16 protein-coding genes are annotated in these 17050 nt (G+C 66.8%); 7 read left to right on the forward strand and 9 right to left on the reverse strand.

Going from position 1 to position 17050, the window contains the following annotated elements; all coding sequences use genetic code 11:
* Positions 1-93: 93 nt before the first annotated feature.
* Positions 94-2232: an alpha/beta hydrolase domain-containing protein gene (locus tag ACSQ9E_RS09700; protein WP_436217593.1), complete on the forward strand. Its 2139-nt coding sequence runs from the start codon at positions 94-96 to the stop codon at positions 2230-2232.
* Positions 2233-2287: 55 nt separating this feature from the next.
* On the opposite strand, the gene ACSQ9E_RS09705 is transcribed toward ACSQ9E_RS09700, so the two are convergent.
* Entirely contained in the window at positions 2288-3187 is a 900-nt protein-coding gene (locus tag ACSQ9E_RS09705) for a LysR family transcriptional regulator (RefSeq protein ID WP_436217594.1), read from the reverse strand.
* 114 nt (positions 3188-3301) lie between these two features.
* Here ACSQ9E_RS09705 and ACSQ9E_RS09710 point away from each other — a divergent pair, with 114 nt between their 5' ends.
* Genes ACSQ9E_RS09710 through ACSQ9E_RS09720 form a run of 3 tightly spaced genes read left to right on the forward strand, consistent with a single transcriptional unit; the run spans position 3302 to position 5119 of the window.
* Positions 3302-4168 carry an MBL fold metallo-hydrolase gene (locus ACSQ9E_RS09710; RefSeq protein WP_057268884.1) on the forward strand — a complete coding sequence of 289 codons (867 nt, stop codon included), beginning with the start codon at positions 3302-3304 and terminating at the stop codon, positions 4166-4168.
* 28 nt (positions 4169-4196) lie between these two features.
* Positions 4197-4478 carry a hypothetical protein gene (locus tag ACSQ9E_RS09715; protein WP_436217595.1) on the forward strand — a complete coding sequence of 94 codons (282 nt, stop codon included), beginning with the start codon at positions 4197-4199 and terminating at the stop codon, positions 4476-4478.
* Complete coding sequence (locus ACSQ9E_RS09720) at positions 4475-5119, forward strand: DsbA family protein (protein WP_428000428.1); 645 nt, start codon at positions 4475-4477, stop codon at positions 5117-5119. Before ACSQ9E_RS09715 ends, ACSQ9E_RS09720 begins: the two co-directional genes overlap by 4 nt.
* 25 nt (positions 5120-5144) lie before the next feature.
* Here ACSQ9E_RS09720 and ACSQ9E_RS09725 read toward each other — a convergent pair whose 3' ends face one another.
* Positions 5145-6278 carry a zinc-binding dehydrogenase gene (locus ACSQ9E_RS09725; protein ID WP_428000429.1) on the reverse strand — a complete coding sequence of 378 codons (1134 nt, stop codon included), beginning with the start codon at positions 6276-6278 and terminating at the stop codon, positions 5145-5147.
* A gap of 67 nt (positions 6279-6345) precedes the next feature.
* Entirely contained in the window at positions 6346-7212 is an 867-nt protein-coding gene (locus tag ACSQ9E_RS09730; RefSeq protein ID WP_436217596.1) for a LysR family transcriptional regulator, read from the reverse strand.
* A gap of 113 nt (positions 7213-7325) precedes the next feature.
* Here ACSQ9E_RS09730 and ACSQ9E_RS09735 point away from each other — a divergent pair, with 113 nt between their 5' ends.
* Positions 7326-8294 (forward strand): DMT family transporter, encoded by a 969-nt coding sequence (locus ACSQ9E_RS09735; protein WP_436217597.1) that lies wholly within the window; start codon positions 7326-7328, stop codon positions 8292-8294.
* 12 nt (positions 8295-8306) lie between these two features.
* Here the strand turns inward: ACSQ9E_RS09735 and ACSQ9E_RS09740 are convergent, their stop codons facing one another.
* From ACSQ9E_RS09740 to ACSQ9E_RS09765, 6 genes are all read right to left on the reverse strand, one after another.
* A complete protein-coding gene (locus ACSQ9E_RS09740; protein ID WP_057206832.1) occupies positions 8307-9524 on the reverse strand; it encodes a porin in 1218 nt (405 codons plus the stop codon).
* Positions 9525-10045: 521 nt separating this feature from the next.
* A complete protein-coding gene (locus ACSQ9E_RS09745; RefSeq protein ID WP_082604457.1) occupies positions 10046-11005 on the reverse strand; it encodes a Bug family tripartite tricarboxylate transporter substrate binding protein in 960 nt (319 codons plus the stop codon).
* Between the two features lie 72 nt (positions 11006-11077).
* A complete protein-coding gene (locus ACSQ9E_RS09750) occupies positions 11078-12988 on the reverse strand; it encodes a CocE/NonD family hydrolase (RefSeq protein ID WP_436217598.1) in 1911 nt (636 codons plus the stop codon).
* Positions 12989-13335: 347 nt separating this feature from the next.
* The gene (locus ACSQ9E_RS09755; protein WP_057206825.1) at positions 13336-14094 is read right to left on the reverse strand and encodes an IclR family transcriptional regulator; all 759 of its coding nucleotides are present in this window, start codon (positions 14092-14094) and stop codon (positions 13336-13338) included.
* Between the two features lie 171 nt (positions 14095-14265).
* Complete coding sequence (locus ACSQ9E_RS09760; RefSeq protein ID WP_436217599.1) at positions 14266-14784, reverse strand: YybH family protein; 519 nt, start codon at positions 14782-14784, stop codon at positions 14266-14268.
* Between the two features lie 159 nt (positions 14785-14943).
* A complete protein-coding gene (locus ACSQ9E_RS09765; protein ID WP_057206823.1) occupies positions 14944-15948 on the reverse strand; it encodes an endonuclease/exonuclease/phosphatase family protein in 1005 nt (334 codons plus the stop codon).
* 146 nt (positions 15949-16094) lie between these two features.
* On the opposite strand from ACSQ9E_RS09765, the gene ACSQ9E_RS09770 reads away from it, so the two are divergent.
* Both ACSQ9E_RS09770 and ACSQ9E_RS09775 read left to right on the forward strand, forming a co-directional pair.
* On the forward strand, positions 16095-16568 hold the full coding sequence (locus ACSQ9E_RS09770) for a DUF6882 domain-containing protein (protein ID WP_157412713.1): 474 nt from the start codon (positions 16095-16097) through the stop codon (positions 16566-16568).
* A 118-nt stretch (positions 16569-16686) separates the two neighbouring features.
* On the forward strand, positions 16687-17013 hold the full coding sequence (locus tag ACSQ9E_RS09775; RefSeq protein ID WP_436217600.1) for a hypothetical protein: 327 nt from the start codon (positions 16687-16689) through the stop codon (positions 17011-17013).
* Positions 17014-17050: the final 37 nt, after the last annotated feature.

Here is a 17050-nt window from a genome sequence, read left to right on the forward strand (position 1 = left end):
TGAACACCCGCTCTGGCGCGGAGTGCAGGGCCGGCGCACGCCCGTTTTCCCGCAAGCAAGACCACAAGAGCAACCACACAGGAGACAAGCAACATGAGAAAACATCCTCTTCCCACCTGGGGCGCCATCGCTCTCACGGCTGCGGCCGCAGCAGCCGTCACCGCCTGCGGCGGCAGCAGCAGCGACGACGGCCTGACCAGCAAGGCCCCGGCGATGAAGCTCGAGATCACCGCCCGCGAGGACTTCCCGGGCACCTACGGAACCGTGGGCACGTACGAGCGCCTCACGGGCACGCTATCGGGCGAGGTGGACCCTGCCGATCCCAAGAACGCGGTCATCCAGGACCTGGCGCTGGCGCCTGTCAATGCCCGCGGCATGGCCGAATACAAGACCGAGTTTGTGATGTTGAAGCCCAAGGACATGGCCAAGGCCAGCGGGGTCTTGCGCTACGACGCGCCCAACCGCGGCAACATCCTCACCATGCTCAACCCCACGGCCACGCCCAGCGATGCCGTGTACCTGGAGCGCGGCTACGTGATGCTGTACTCCGCCTGGCAGGTCGACGTGCCCAAGAGCGCGGCGGCGCGCCTCACGGCCACCGTGCCCGTGGCGAAGAACAAGGACGGCACCAGCATCACCGGCCCGTACCGCGCCGAGCTGGTGCCCACGGCGGCCAGTCCGGCGATGACGCTGCCCGGCGGCGTTTTCAATGGCACTATGATCCCCTACGAGCCCGCCAGCCTGGACAACACCCAGCCCGGCTATTCGCTCACGCGGCGCGCCAACGAGACCGATCCATACGTGACCATCTCCGCTGCGGACTGGAAGTTCGCCACCTGCGACGCCACGGGCGCCAAAGCCTTCCCTGGCACGCCCAGCCCCACCAGCGTCTGCCTCAAGGGCGGGTTCGACCCGGCCTACCTGTACGAGCTGGTCTACGTCGCCAAGGACCCCAAGGTCATGGGCGTGGGCCTGGCCGCGCTGCGCGATACGGTGAGCTTCTTCCGCAGCAAGGGGGCCGACGCCAGCGGCACGGCCAACCCGGTGGCTGGGCGCATCACGCACACGCTGGGGCAGGGCACCTCGCAGTCGGGCAACGCGATGAAGACCTTCTTGCACCTGGGCTTCAACCAGGCGCTCGATGGCAGCAAGGTGTTCGACGGCATGTACGCCCACGTGGCCGCACGCCAGACCAACATCAACACCCGCTTCGCCGTGCCCGGCGGCGGCGGCGGGCTGCGCACCGACCACACCGCCTTCGGCCAGACGGCGCCGCGCGGGCTGGACAAGGACTACGTGGACGACATCAGCGGCCGCCAGGGCGGGGTGATGAAGCGCTGTGCCGCCACCAGCACCTGCCCCAAGTTCTTTTTGGGCCTGTCGGGCACGGAGTTCTGGCAGCTGCAGGGCTCGCCGGTGCTAACGGACGCCAATGGGCTCAAGGACCTGACCCAGCCCGACAACGCGCGCATCTACTACTACGCCAGCACCCAGCACGGCGGGGCCGGCGGCACGGCCAGCATCAGCTATGCGCCGAGCCGCGCGCCATACCCCACGGGCACGGTGGTGCAGTTCAACGACACCTTCCGCGCGCTGTTCCTGGGGCTGGAGGACTGGGTGGTGCGCGGCACCACTCCACCCGCCAGCCAGGTGCCCAAGGTGGCCGATGGCACGCTGGTGCGGCCCGCGCAGGTGGCCTTCCCGGCCATGAAGGGGCTGACCTGGGCGGTGAACGGCGCGCAGACGGCCATCCCCGACTTCAACTACCTGGGCTGGCACAACAACTTCCCGCTGTTCGACTTCGGCCCGCAGTATGTGCCGCAGGACGAGGCCGGCATCGCCAGCGTGCTGCCCCCGCGCAACCTGAACCGCGACTACGCCATCCTGGTGCCCCAGGTGGACGCGCGCACCGGTCTGACCCGCGCCGGCATCCAGAGCGTGGAGGCGCGCGCCCCACTGGGCACGAGCTTCGAGTTCAACTACGTGGCCACGCCAGGCATCACCGACCTGGCCAACCTCACGGGCGGCTACATCCCGTTTCACACCACGCGGGCCGCGCGCTTGGCCGCCGGTGATGGCCGGGTGTCGCTGGAAGAGCTGTACGGCAACCAGGCCGGCTACGTGGCCGCTGTGACCGAGGCGGCCAATGCTCTGGTGGCCCAGCGCCTGTTGCTGCCGCGGGACGCACAGGCCCAGATCGACCGGGCCAGGGCTACGGTGATCCTGCCCTGACGGTAGGTTGGCCCTTTGATGCAAAGGCCAGGGCTGGTGCCCGGGCCTTTGTATTTCAGAGCGACCAGGGGGCTCCCTTGAAGCGCTCGACGAGAAAATTCAGCAACGCCCGCACCGCAGGCGACTGGTGCCGGCGCGAGGTGTACAGCGCATTGATCGCCATCACCGGCAGCCCCCACTCGGGCAGCACGGCGGCCAGCTCCCCGCTGGCGATATGCGGGTTGGCCAGGTAGGTGGGCTGCAGCGCGATGCCGCCACCGGCCAGCGCGGCGCGCAGCAAGGTGGTGGCCTCGTTGGCGCTGAAGTGGCTGGACACGGCCACGCGCGCAGTCTCGCCGCCCCGGGCCAGCTCCCACACGCTCTTGCCGAAGTTGGCATAGCTCAGGCAGCGGTGGCGTTCCAGGTCGGCCGGCAGGGCGGGCACGCCATGGCGCGCCAGGTACGCGGGCGAGGCCACCAGCACCGAGTCGCAGCGCGCCAGCGGCCGGGCGATCAGCATCGGGTCGGGCCCGCTGCTGATGCGGATCGCCAGGTCGATGCGCCGCTCCACCAGGTTGAGCGCGCCTTCGCTCGCATCCAGGTCGATCTTGAGCAGCGGGTGCAGCGCCAGAAAGTCGGTGATCGCCGCGCCCAGCTGCGCATAGGCGAACGACACGCTGCAGGTCAGCCGCAACTGGCCGCGCAGCTCGCCTTCACCCGTGGCGGTGGTCTCTTCCTCGATGTCCTGCGCCAGCGCCAGCATCTGCTGGCAGCGGCGCAGGCAGGCCTCGCCCGCATCGGTCAGCGTCACGCTGCGGGTGGTGCGCTGCAGCAGGCGGGCCTGCAGCCACTGCTCCATCTCGCCCACATAGCGCGTGACCATGGCGCGCGACATGTCGAGCCGGTCGGCCGTGGCACTGAAGCTGCCGCTGGTGGCGACTTCCACAAACACGCGCATAGCGGTCAGGCGGTCCATATTTGATCTATTGGTGCAACAAATATGCGCAGTTTAAGCGGTTTATTAGATCGATTGGCGCAAATAAACTGCAGCCTGTACCGAGCAACACCACCCACTTCTGGAGATTCCCGCATGTTCCGCACCACCGTTATCGCTGCCACCCTGGCCATCGCCTTCACCGCCGCTCAGGCTGCCGAGCCATTGCAGATCAAGGTCTACAACGCCGACGGCAACAGCTTCAACGTCAACTCCACCCTGGTCTACGGCGAGAAGGAGGCCATGGTCATCGACGCTGGCTTCACCCGTGCCGACGCGCTGCGCATTGCCGCCAACGTGCTCGACAGCGGCAAAGCGCTCAAGACCATCTACGTGAGCCAGGCCGACCCGGATTACTACTTCGGCGTGGAAACGCTCAAGGAGTTCTTTCCCCAGGCTGAGGTGGTGACCACCCCCGCCGTACTGGAAAAGATCAGCGCCAAGCTCGCCGGCAAGCTTGCCTTCTGGGGCCCCAAGATGGGCGCCAACGCGCCGCGCACGCCTGTGCTGCCCAAGGCCATCACCGGCAACACCCTCACGGTGGACGGCCAGGTGGTCGAAATCCGTGGCACCACCGGCCTGCTGGCGCACCGCCCCTATGCCTGGATCCCCTCGGTGAAGGCCGTGGTGGGCAATATCGGCGTGTTCGGCACCAACACCCATGTGTGGACCGCCGACACGCAGACCGTGGCCGAGCGCAGCGCCTGGGTGGCCCAGCTCGACGAGATGGCCGCCCTGCAGCCCGCCGTGGTCGTGCCCGGCCACATGGGCGCCGGCACCGCACTGACCGCTGCCAATGTGACCTACACCAAAGGCTACCTGCAGGCCTTCGAGAAGAACGCCGCAGCGACCAAGACCAGCGCCGAGCTGATCGAGGCGATGAAAAAGGCCTACCCCGCAGCGCCCATGGGCTTGTCGTTGGATATCGGTGCAAAAGTGAACAAGGGCGACATGAAGTGGTAAGCAACAGGTTTACCAATCCCCCAAAGTGATGGACCACCAGATCATGCCAACGCACCCACTTCAACCCGTCTTGCAGCACCTGCGCGCCGGGCGCTGGAACGAAGCGCACGATCTGGTGCAGCACGATGGCTCCCTGCTGGCGGCCTGGCTCCATGGCATCCTGCACCTGCAGGAAAGCGATCTGGAAGACGCCGAGAACTGGTACGACCGCGCCAACCGCCACTTCCGCAGCCGCGGCACCCTGGAAGAAGAGCTGGCGCTTTTCGAAGCGGCGCTCTTCCCACCTACTGAAAAAGAACCAAGACCATGACTACGGCAGTGACGTATTTGTTTGACCCCCTGTGCGGCTGGTGCTACGCCGCTGCGCCTGCCCTGGGCCGCCTGCAGGGGACCCCCGGCGTGCATGTCACCCTGGCGCCATCGGGCCTGTTCGCGGGCGCTGGTGCCCGGCCCATGGATGCGGAATTTGCCGCCTATGCCTGGTCCAACGACCAGCGCATCGAAAAGCTCACCGGCCAGCCGTTCAGCGAGGCCTACCGCGACAAGATACTGGGCGCGCCTTCGGGCCGCTTCGATTCCGGCCCCGCCACCCTGGCGCTGACTGCCGTGGCGCAGACCGCGCCTGACCGCGAACTGGATGCCCTGCACGCCCTGCAGCGCGCCCGCTACATCGATGGCCGTGACACGGCCGATGCGCAGGTGCTGGCCGAGGTGCTGACCAGCCTGGGCCTGGCCGACGCGGCCGCGCAGACACTGTCGCCCGATGCCGCATTGCACCGCGCCATGGCCGAACGCGTGGCCAGCTCGCAGGCCACCCTGCGCGCCGTGGGCGCACGCGGTGTGCCGCAACTGGTGGTCAGGGGGCAGGGCGGGGCGCTGCGGTTGATCGGCGGTGATGCGCTGCTGGGGCCGCATGAGCGCTTGCTGGAGCTGGTGCTGGCTGCCACCTGATTTCAGCGCCGTTGGTGCTCACCGACTACTTCGACGGATCGATCAGCACCTTGGCACCGGTATTGCGCGGCCCGTAGAAGGCAATGGCGTCAGCGCTCAGTGCTTCGGCCAGCGATACCGTGCGCGCATAGTGGCTGGCGAACGTGGTCTTGAGCTCGGCCGCCACGCGCTGGCGCAGCGCCTGCGCGGCGTCGTTGCCGATCTTCTGCAGAAACGGGAACAGCAGCCAGCCGCCCACGCCCCAGGCCATCCCAAAGGTGCGCTGGATCTCCGTCGGGCGCGTGTCCAGGTGGCCATACAGGTAGACCTGCTTGTGCACGGCCGAGCCATAGCGGCTGTACTCGGTGGCCTTGCGGTTGATGGCGGCCTCCATGCACTGCAAAATCTGCCCGGCCAGCGTGCCGCCGCCGGTGGCGTCGAACGCGATGGTGGCGCCGGTTGCGGCCAGGGCATCGGTCAGCTCGGCCATGAAGCCGGGTGCGCTGCTGTCGCACACGTACTGGGCACCGATCTCGCGCAGCAATGCGGCCTGCTCGGGCTTGCGCACGATGTTGACCAGGCCGATGCCGTCCTTCTGGCAGACCTTGTTGAGCATCTGGCCCAGGTTGCTGGCGGCGGCGGTGTGGACCAGCGCCGTGTGGCCCTCGCGCTTCATGGTCTCCACCATGCCCAGCGCGGTGAGCGGGTTGACGAAGCACGACGCCCCCTCGGCCGCCGTGGTGCCGGCCGGCAGCGGCAGGCATTGCGCGGCGGGCATGGCCCGGTACTGCGCGTACATGGCCCCACCGATCAGAGCCACCGTGCGCCCGAGCAGCGCCTGGGCGGCGGGCGAGGACCCTGCCGCCACCACCAGGCCCGCCCCCTCGTTGCCCACGGGCATGCTCTGGCCCAGGCGCGCGGCCATGCCGGGCATGGCGCGGTCCGGGATGCGGGCGGTGACCACCGGCCGGTCGGCGCTGCCGGCCACCTGCACGGTGGACAGATCGGCCGGCCCGAACAGCAGGCCGATGTCCGACGGGTTGATCGGCGTGGCCTGGATCTGGATTAGTACCTCGTCGGGCCCTGGCGTGGGTACGGCCGTGGGTTCGAGGCTGATCTGCAGGGTGCCGTCGGGCTGTACCAGCGAGCGCAGTTGCAGGGCAGTGGAGGGGATGGTCATGGGTGTCTCCGGGGGAATGTGCTGCATTCTCGCCCCTGTGGGAGATCTGCGCTGTCACCCACTTGGCTCACTGGGCGAGCGTCCGCACCATCTGCTCGTACATCGCATCCACCGCCGGTGAGCGCTGCGACTCCTTGCTGCGCAGCACCGACACGTCCATCGAATCCAGCGCGGGCAGGTCGAACTCGGCCGGCAGGTTCTGCAATATCTGCAGGTTGGGCGGCACGCTGCAGCGTGTGAGCACGGCCACGGCCAGGCCGCTTTCCACGGCGGCCAGCTGGCCCGCCAGGCTGGAGCTGTGGTACACGATGCGGTAGGCGCGGCGCCGCGCGGCCAGGGCCTTCATGGTGGCGATGCGCGCCAGGCTGGCCGATTCGTACACCGCAATCGGCAGCGGGTCGCGCCGCCAGGCCTCGAACTGCGCGGCACCCACCCAGACCAGCGGCTCCTGGAACAGGAAGCGCCCGCGCTGCGGCTTGTCGCGCGAGACCAGGGCCAGGTCGAGCTCGCCGCGCACCACGCGCGGGATCAGCGAGGTCGATTGCTCGCAGGTCAGCTCGATCTCCACCCCTTGGTAGCGGTGCGAAAAACTGCGCAGCACCGGCGTGAGGTAGGTCGATGCATAGTCGTCCGGCACGCCCAGGCGCACCCGGCCCGCCAGCTGCGGGCCGAACAGGGCCGTCTGTGTCTCGGCCTGCAGCTCCAGCATACGGCGCGCGTACGACAGCAGCTCATTGCCCACAGGCGTCAGCTCCAGGTGGCGCGGGCCGCGCAGCAGCACCGGGCGGCCCAGCGCCGCTTCGAGCTTCTTGATCTGCATGCTGACGGCCGACTGCGAACGGTGCACCAGCGGCGCCGCACCCGAGAGCGAGCCAGCGTCCACCACGGCGACGAAGGCGCGCAGCCAGTCGATCTGCAGGTCGGGGTAGTTCATGCGCGTAGGTCTGTAGACGAGGATGGTTGCCAATCAATGTATTCGATTACCGAATGGCTGTGCCGCGAACTATGCGCTTTACCTGTGGCGATCAATTCACGACCATTGGCGCCATGAACCACAAGGCCTCTGCACTGCCCCTTTCGCCCGCGTCACTCGCCAGCACCCCCGACCTTGCAACCCAGGCCCGCGAGCGCACGGGCCAATGGCTCATGATCGCCGGCGGCGTGCTGCTGGGCACCATCGGAGTCTTCGTGGAAGAGGCCGGCCAGCACCCGCTGGTGACGGTGTGGTTCCGCTGCGCCTTCGGCGCGCTGGCCCTGGTGGCCTGGTGCTTGGCCACGGGCCGGGGGCGTGAGCTGCTGCTGCGCCACCAGGCGAAGAGCCGCTGGGTGGCCTGCGCCACGGGCGTGTTCATGGTGCTCAACTGGGCGCTGTTCTTCGCGGCCATCCCGCGCACCTCCATCGCGGTGGCCACGGTGATCTTCCACGTGCAGCCCATCTGGGTCATCGTGTTCGGTGCGCTGTTTCTGCGCGAGGCCGTCTCTCCAGTCCAATGGATGGCCACGCTGGCGGCATTGGCCGGGCTGGTGCTCACCACCGGGCTGCTCGATGGCATACCCGTCGGCACGGCCGATGGCTGGGCCTACCTGGCCGGGGTGCTGATGTGCCTGGGCGGCTCGTTCTGCTATGCCGCCGTCACGCTGCTGGCCAGCCGCGCGCCCGCGCCCATCAGCCCCTTTGCCCTGGCGCTGTGGCAGTGCCTGGTGGGCGCCGTGCTGCTGGCGTGGGCGCCGCTGGCCTTCGGCTGGCCGCATACGGCGGCTGCCTGGGCCTGGCTCACAGGCCTGGGCGTGATGCACACTGGGTTGGCCTACGTGATCCTGTTCGCCGGCATGGCCCGGCTGGCGCTGGGCAAGGTGGCGGTGCTGCAGTTCGTCTACCCGCTCACGGCCGTGCTGGTGGACTGGGTGGTGTACGGGCGCACGCTGAGCCCGGTGCAGTTGGGCGGCGTGGTGCTGATGGCGGCTGCGCTGTGGACGATACGGCGGCCGGGCAGGGCTGTGGCCCGCCCCGCCTGACGGCCGTCGCTCTCAGAACGTGTGGCGGATGCCGGTGCCTAGGGCCGTGGTGGCGTTGCCGGCCCCGGGCGCAGGGCCGATGATGCCGGGGCTGTACATGGCATCGGCCTTCAGGTGGGCCACGGTGGCGTACAGCGTGGTGCGCTTTGACAGGCGGTATTCTGCGCCGGCCGTGTACTGCGTGAGCTTACCCTTGCTGGCGGCGCCGATGAAGTTGTAGCGTGACTGGATGAAGCTGCCCTTGAGCAGCCACACGCCCATGGCGTACTCCACGCCCAGGTCCGCAATATTGCTCGACGGGTTGTTGGGTCCGCCAGCAGTGAAGGGCTGGGTGCCGGTAGGGCGCGTGAAGTTGGCTGCGAAGTTGGGCCCAGCGCCCGCGCCTGTGCGCACCAGCGGCTGGTTCACGCGCGAGAAGCTGCCATGCAGGTGCAGGCCGCCGGTCTTGTAGCGTGCGCCCACGATCCACGTGCGCATACAGACCTCGCCCGGCTGGCCCATGCCCACGGTGTTGCAGCCCGCGCCCGTGGCGGCTCCCTGGTCGCTGCTGCTGTTGGCCGTGGCGGTCACCACGCCCAGTTTTGACTGCCAGTAGCCCACGCCGGCACCGAAACCCTCGGTGTTGTAAATGGCGCCCGCGCCGAACGATTGGCCCGTGGCAGTGCTGTCCGCCGTCTCGCCCAATCCGTAAGTCACGTTGGCGCGAAAGCCGTTCCAGCGCGGGGTGCTGTAGTACACCATGTTGTTGGCCCGGTTACCCCCGATACGGTCCATGTTGTTGGAGTGCACGCGCGTAATGAAGGTGCCGAACGGCGTGATGCTGGAGAACGGTTCCGCGATCTCGTCGGTGAAGTCCTTGCGGCGGCCGATCTGCAGATCACCGATCCAGCCAGCCAGGCCCACTGTGGAGCGCCGGCCAAAGGGCAGGCCGCCTTGGCTGAATGAGCCACTGTCAATGGCCAGCCCGCCCTCCAGCCCGAACTGCGCCCGCAGGCCGCCTCCCAGGTCCTCCGTGCCCCGAAACCCCAGGCGTGAGGCTTGCAGCAGCCCCGAGTCTTGCAGCCAGCCGCTGCCGGTGTTTTTCGGTGCCGCAGTAGTAGGGGCCTGCACGGTGCCGACATAGGCCACACCCACGTCTGCAATGCCATAGATCTGTACGCCCGACGTTTGGGCGAGGGCCGGGCCCGCTGCGGCCAGGGTGGCGGCAAAGGCGATGGTGTGTTTCTTCATGGAGTCTTTCCGGTATGGGTGGATGACGACCTGCGGCCCATCGGCTGCAAGCCCCCTACCGCCATGTCTCAATTCATGATGTTTTATTGGTTGAGACAATGTTGCGATAGATGAGACAATTTTGAAACTGAGAGAACGCTCCGTCAAGTGTTTGTGTTGTCTGTTGATCTTTGGTGTTGTCGGTCGATGCTGCGTGCAATGTGGTCCATCGCATGCGCCATGGCGGTGCGCGCTCACCATGAAGGTGCGTGGCGAAATCACGGGCCAAAAAAAGACCAAGTGGTTAGCACTTGGTCCAACACGCCGAGGTCGTCAAGCCCCACCAGAGCGGCGTGGGGCAGGGGCGGGAGTTCGCCCCTGTCTTTCAACAGATTCTTCGCATGGTGTGCAGCGAAGCCGTTGCCGCACGCAGGCCATTTCTCATATCCTTCGAAGGATGTGAAGGTCTGTGCAGGCGCCCCTTGCGGGCGAAGGCCGTTGCACCGTGCCGCAGTCCTGAACTGGTCGCCTGCCGGTGGCGCCTATTCGTCGAGACTCAGCTTCTTTTCCTGGATCAGCTTGCCCCAGGCGGCGGTGTCCGCCTGCACCATGCGGCTGAAGGCCTGGGGCGTTGAGCCCTTGGCATCGGCGCCCTGGGCGCGCATCTGCTGCACGATGGCAGGCTCGGCCAGAAGCTTCTGCATGTCGGTACTGAGCTTGGCCACGATGGCCGCCGGAGTGTTGGCTGGTGCGAAGATGCCGTACCAGATCTGGTAGTCGAAGTTGGGTACGCCGTCCTCTGTCATGGTGGGAACATTGGGCATGGACGCATCCCGCCTGGCACTGGCCACGGCCAGGGGCGTGAGCTTGTTCGTATTCACGTACTGCAGCACTGTGGGTGTGGCATTGATGCCCAACTGTACGTGCCCGGCGAGCAGCTCTTGCACCGAAGGGGCTCCGCCTCGGTAGGGGATGTGCGTCATCTTGGTGCCCGTGATGTCGTTGAACATCTCCATCATCAGGTGGCTGGGGCTGCCGTTGCCTGCAGAGCTGTAGTTGAGCTCGCCGGGATGCGCCTTGGCGTAACTGATGAGGTCCTTGAGCGTCTTCACCTTGAGCGAAGGGTGCACGGTGAGCACCGGTGTGTTGGTGAGCAGCAGGCTCACGGGCACGAAGTCGCGCTGCGGCTTGTAGGCGAGCTTGGGGTTCATGAGGGGCGCCGTCACCATGTGCGAGCCCGCGCCCAGCACGAAGGTGTAGCCGTCGGCCGGCGCCGAGGCCGCCACCACGATGCCTGGCGCGCCGGGCCGGTTTTCCACCACTGCGGGCTGGCCCCACAGCTCACCCAGGCGCTTGGCCACGACGCGCATGGCAGCGTCGGATGGACCGCCCGCCGGAAACGGCACGATGAAGCGCACCGAATGATCGGGCCATGCCGCGTGGGCCGCTAGGGACGTGAGGCTCAATGCGGCGGCAGTGAGCAGGCTGGCGAATCGCTTCATGGTGTTCTCCATTGTTTCAAGAAATGGGCAGGGGTGGCGGGGATGGAAAATCTGTAGGGGTGCATCAGCGGCTCAGGGCTTGGCGGCACGGGGCGCCATGGGCAGCCGCAGGTGTGACGCGTGCACGCCGCCCATATGGATGCGGTTGATCGCCACGCGCGAATGGGTGGCCTGCGCCTCGGGCTCGCCCGTGTTGGGGTTTACGTCGAACTTGGGGAAATTGCTGCTCGAGATGTCGAGCCGGATGCGGTGGCCGCGCTGGAACAGGTTGCTGGTGGGGAAGAGTTCTATGCGCAGCGCATAGACCTGGCCCGGCTCCATCAGGGCCGGGTGCTCCCAAGAATCACGGTAGCGCGCGCGCAGGATGCCGTCCGTGAGGTTCAGCGCATAGCCCTCGGGGTAATCGTCGCTGGGGGGGTACAAGTCCACCAACTTCGCGGTGAAGTCCGTGTCCGGGCAGTTGCTGGAGACGTGCAACACCACCTCGATGGCGCCAGTCACCTCCACGTCGTGGGTGAGCTGCGGCGTCTCGAATACCAGCACATCCTGCCGCCGGGCAAGTGGGCGGCCGGGCATGCGGCAACCGAAAAAGTCCGCGCGCTCCACCTGGTTGAACCCGCCCGCAAAGATGGCCGGCGGGCGCGATACCACGCTGCCGCCCAGAGTGGGGACGGGGTCTTGCGGGTCGAAGACGTATTCGTGCGCGCCCTGCGTCTGTGGGGCTGGCCCGCTTTGCAGGCTGCCATCGGCATGCAAGTACAAGCGCGTATCCCGCACGCCGAGGATGGGCCAGTCCTGCTCGGCGCGCCAATGGCCGCCGTGGTCCAGCCGGCCCTGGGCATTCTTGCGGCCGCTGCCGCCGCCCATTACGAACAGGCTCACTGGCGAGCGGGCAGTGGCTTTGGCGCCGTGGCCCGTTTGCATGCCCTTGAGCCAGCGGTCGAACCACTGCAGGCGAAGCTCAAGGAAGCTGGGCGCCAGGCTGGCGTCGAGCCGCGCTGCAGGGCCGAAGTCCACGTCGCCTGCAAAGGTCTCCCAGCGGTTGCCATGCGTCCACGGGCCCAGCACCAGTTGCTGGGGCGCGCCATGCCCCTTTGTTCCCTTGAAGTTCTCGACAGCGGTGCGAGGGTACACGTCGTACCAGGAGGAAATATGCAGCGCCGGGATGTGCCACAGCCGGTCGTAGTAACCCTCTGCGTAGATGCCTGGCTGCTTCCAGTAGCTGTCGAAGTTGCCGCGCTCCCACTGGTCGAAGAGAAAGTCCTCGTAATCGGGCGCCCCCGTCAACGGCGAATCGCCGCGGCGCCAGGGCATGCGCTTGAACCAGCGGTCCAGGTCCTGCGGGGTGAGGTGCAGGCCGTCGCTGTCATCGGCGTGCTTGCGGCGCGAATGCTCGGCCGCGAACATCACTGCCCAGGCGGCCTGCTTGAGCTCGTAGGCACCGCCCTGGCGGATGCCGCTCTGAAAGCCGTTGGAGAAGCCGCCCGAGTCCACCACCATCGCGCGCAGGCCGGGCGCGCCCAGGCTGGCCGCCGCCATCTGCGTGTGCGCTGCGTACGACAGGCCCTTGGTGCCTATGGCGCCGTCCGCCCAGTCCTGTTCCAGGATCCATGCGCAGGTGTCGTAGCCGTCCTTGGCATCGCTCAAGTACTTGACGAAATCGCCTTCGGAGCCGTAGCGACCCCGGCAGTCCTGGTAGACCACCACATAGCCATGGGCAACGAAGTACCCCGCTACCTCGGCGCGGGTGAGGGGAGTGGCGTCGGCGTGCGTGCGCTCGGAGCGGCTGGGCACGCTCTTGCCGTAGGGCGTGCGCTCCAGAACCACCGGAAAGCGGCCGGGCAGACGCTGGCCGGCCGCTGCGGGAAAGTAGATGTCCGTGGCCAGCCGCACGCCATCGCGCATGGTGATCATCACGTTGTGTTCCACCCCGTGGCATGGGGTGATTTGCCGCTTCTGCGGCTGTTCGATTGCTGCTTGCATGTTTTGTTTGTTGATACTGTGTTTTGTTCAGTAATACAAATGCTATCACATGAAAAATTGCGCGTAAAGCGCTCGGGCGTTGGTATGGGCGTGCGAAATCGCTGCGCAGCCGCTGTCGGGCGGGGCCTGCAAGGGGCTTTGCCAGCAGGCGAGCAGGGCGTGGACGTGCAATGTCGACCAGGCAGCGAGGGCTGGTCTTACGGGAACGGTCAGAGGCCGGGGCCTGCGAGCGGCGGCCGCGGCTTTTCAGGCGGGCAAGGCCGCCTGGCGCAGCTGTGTCAACGGCAGCGCATCAGTGGTGAAAAGCGTGAAAAAGGCGGGGTATCGCCCGAAGACCCCGCAGCCGGTCAGCCGTGGTTGCGCCAGCCCAGCTCGAACGACAGGTCGGCTGCGCTCTTGCTCACAGCCTGGATCATCTTCGCCAGGTCGTCCGGCGCGCGGTTGGAGGGCAGTGATATGCCGATGGCTGCCTGCACCGAGCCTGTGGAGTCGAACACAGGCGCGGCGACCGCCACCACGTCGGCCGCCATCTCCGCTATCGAGGTGGCATAGCCCTGCTCTGCGATCCGCTTGAGCTCCTGCTTGAGCTTGGTCTTGCTGGTGATGGTCTGGGGGGTGAACTTGCTCAACTCGCCCTCCAGCACGGCAGCCTGCACTTCGGGCGATGCAAAAGCCAGCAGCACTTTGCCCGATGCGCCCGCATGCAGTGGACGCCGGCGCCCGACCGCGCCCTGCACCCGCACCTCGTGCGTGCTGAGTTTTTGCGCAACCGACACGGATTCGAGTTCGTCACGCACCAACACGGCCGAATGCTCGTTAAACCGGTCCTGCAGCGCTTCGAGGTATTTGTCGGCCAGCCGCGTCAGGCTTACTTGCTCTTGCGCGGCCAGGCCCAGCACCAGCGCCTTGTAGCCCAGGCTGTAGGCCGTCGAGTCGCGGTCACGCTGCACGAAAGACGCTTCTTCCAGTGTGACCAAAAAGCGGAAGGTTCTAGCCTTGGTGTTGCCCGAGCGCTTGGCTATCTCCGTCACGCCTAGCCCCGGGTTGTGGGCTACCACCATCAGAACCCCGAGCGCCTCCTGCACCGCATTGACCGTGTATTCCATGACCGTCCTGTTTCACTGATTGAGACGATTATAGGGGGGCGGATTCCGAGGCCTGGGGTAGTGGATGCAACCTTCGTGCAGTGTCAAGGACTTGGCGATGGACGTGGGCGCCGTCCTGGCAAGACGACTGCGACAGGCTCCGGTGCGAAGCCAGAACGCGCCATGGCGCGTTCAGACCTTGATGCCGTCGCCCGCCTTGCGCATGTCCGCATGGCGGTGGATCAGCTTCCACTGGCCATCCTCCAGGCGAAACACCTCGGTCGTGCGCAACTGCATCGACACGCGCTCGTCCTTGCCCTCCATCACCACCTCGGCATGCTGCACGCCGGTCCAGAACGCGAGGGTACCGCTGCTGGCGCTCTGCATGATCTCGAACTGCCCCGTGCTGCCATCGCGAAAGCTCTGCGCGCCCTGGCGCTGGCTGGCTGATACCTCTGCCGCTCCCTGCACCGTGGTGCCGCTGGGCGGGAAGAAGGTGGCGGGGTCGTGCTGCGTGGCGATGTCCGCCAGCGGCTCGGGGTGGCCGTTGATGTAGTCGTTGGAGATCCGCTCGCGGGTGCGCAGGAAGTCTTGGAAAGAGCGGGTGGGCTGGAGGAACAGGTCCTTGGGTGCGTTCATCAGTGGTGCTCCGTTCTGGCAAGCGCTGCGCACGGCATGGATGCTGTCGCGCGGGCTTGGTGCTTGGTTCATGACAGGCTATTGCATTGCCCGCTGAAAGGTGTAGGAGGGAATGCATGCGACCTGTCGGACATGGCCTTGCGCAGGGTGCCGCGCGGCGGCGGATTTCAATGATTCGCGGGCCGCGCAGAAGAAGGCCAGGCCCAAGGCGCCTGCACCGCAGAAGGCCGCTTAAGGCGCGACGGTCAGCCGCACGACCACGGGCCGATGGTCCGACCCCAAGTCCGGCCCGATGCCCCCGCCCACCACCTGCCAGCCGCTCGATGCCAGCACATGGTCCAGCGGCAGCACCGACAGCCAGCCGAAGGCATTAGGCCAGCTGGGTGCCATGCCATTGGCGCGGCGCATGCTGCCGTCCACCGCGAACAGTCCCCGCGCCCAGGGGGTGATGTTCAGGTCCCCCGACATCAGTGCCAGGCCGCCCGGTTGCGCTGTGAGGTGCTGCGCCTCCTGCACCAGGGCCCGGTCGCGGGCCTGGGCGAAGCCTTGGTCCAGCGGCGGCATGGGGTGCAGCGCGCTCAGGTACACGGCCTTGCCATTCCATGCCACGGTGGCGCGCAGGCGCAGGGTGTCGCGCAGGTCCTGTGGCTGCAGCGTCTGTAGGCCCGACAAGGGATGGCGCGACAGCACGGCCAGGCCAAACGGGTCGGGCTGGGGAACTGCGAGGCGGTGGGGGTAGCGCGCGGCCACGGCGGGGTTGCCGGTGAGCGCCTGCTGGGCCAGCTCGGTGAACTCCTGCAGAAACACCACATCGGGCGCATCGGCCAAGGCCAGCCAGTCGGTGAGCGGGCCGAAGTCGGTGGTTGCCGCATTGAGGTTGGCAGTGCCCACTGTCAGTACCGCGCCGGGGTCGGCCGGTTCGGCACCGCGCGGCAGCGTGGCCGGCTGCCACAGGAAGATGCCGCCCAGAACCAGGGCTGCCAGGGCCGGCAGGGCCAGCCACCCCTTGCCCATGCCGCTGCGCCCCGAGAGCATGAGCAGCACCAGCGAGGTCGCGCCCACCACCAGGTAAAGCCACTGCCAGTGGGCCGGAAGCTCCACCAGCCATTGCAGCGAGGGCACCTGGTCGGCTGGCAGAAAGCGCGCTATCGGCGCCGCCAGCGCGCCCAGGGTGCACAGCCAGACCAGCCACCGGGCCCTGGCGGTGATGAAGCGGGGAACTGCGGGATATGGCATACGGTCAATTGGCGGGGTGGCAGGGCAAACGTGCAGGACAATTTCTGGAATGTACTGATCGTGGAATAGTGCCTGGGTTGGATGGCTGATTGCGTACTGTCCAGCCTGCGGCACCACGATACCCGGATACTATCGGCCGAACTCCCATGCATCTCCATCGCCACCACCAGGACACCACAGACGCCAGGTTTGCAGACTTGCTGAGCATTGCCATGGACGGGTACCGGGCCAGGCAGGAGGCCTTCAGCCAGGCCATTGCCGGCTTTTCTGCATGGAACATCGATAAAGAAGCAGCGACCCTGACACTCACCGGCGATGGTGGCCGGACATGCGTGTACCAGGCGACACCCATCGTCACCTACCTCCCCGCATTGGAAAGCCTGGCCTGGGCATGGGCCAACGATGTGTTCCCTGTGCTGTCAAGAAACAGGGCCGCTCAGGTCAGGGAGCTGGCAACCCAGACCGGCTACCAGGTGTTCGATACCCCGCAACTGCGCGCCACCCCCAGCGATATGGACGAGCTGTGCGCCCTGGCACTGCACCATCTGCAAGGCATTGCCGTGTTCAAGACCAAGAACCAGGAGCCATGGGTTTGCTATGTCCTGCATGCGGCCGCCTGAGCTTGGCGCCCAGCCGTGGCCCCGCGTTGTGGTCGTGCCCCGTCCACCATGGGCGGGGCCTGTGGACAGGGAGCGGTGTGATCGCTTCGAGGACGTTGACTACGAGGCCCTCCAGGGTTTGCGAGCCGTCATCGAGGCCGAGGTGTGGCGCCTGGTGGCGCAGTACTTCAGCGGGCTGCCGCCTGGCAGTGCATTCCCTGGTCTGGAAAGGTTGACCGGCGAGTGCTACCTGTCTGCCGAGCGCTATTGGGTTCAGGACGAACCCTGGTTTGCCAAGGTCGGCAGGCAAAGGGAGGTGTGCTTCAGCTACTTCGTGTGCTGCCTTGAGCGGCAGAACGCGCTCAACGCAGCGGATCGCGACTACCTGGGCCTGGAGGTGCATTTTCGGTGGCTGCGAGAGTCGGGTCGTTTTCAGTGGACTGCCACCGACTCAAGCAGCATTTAGCCATGCACCCATCAGTGCCCAGCGCCAGGGTTCCGCC

It is taken from the genome of Acidovorax sp. LjRoot118 (assembly GCF_964253575.1).
Taxonomy (GTDB): domain Bacteria; phylum Pseudomonadota; class Gammaproteobacteria; order Burkholderiales; family Burkholderiaceae_C; genus Acidovorax.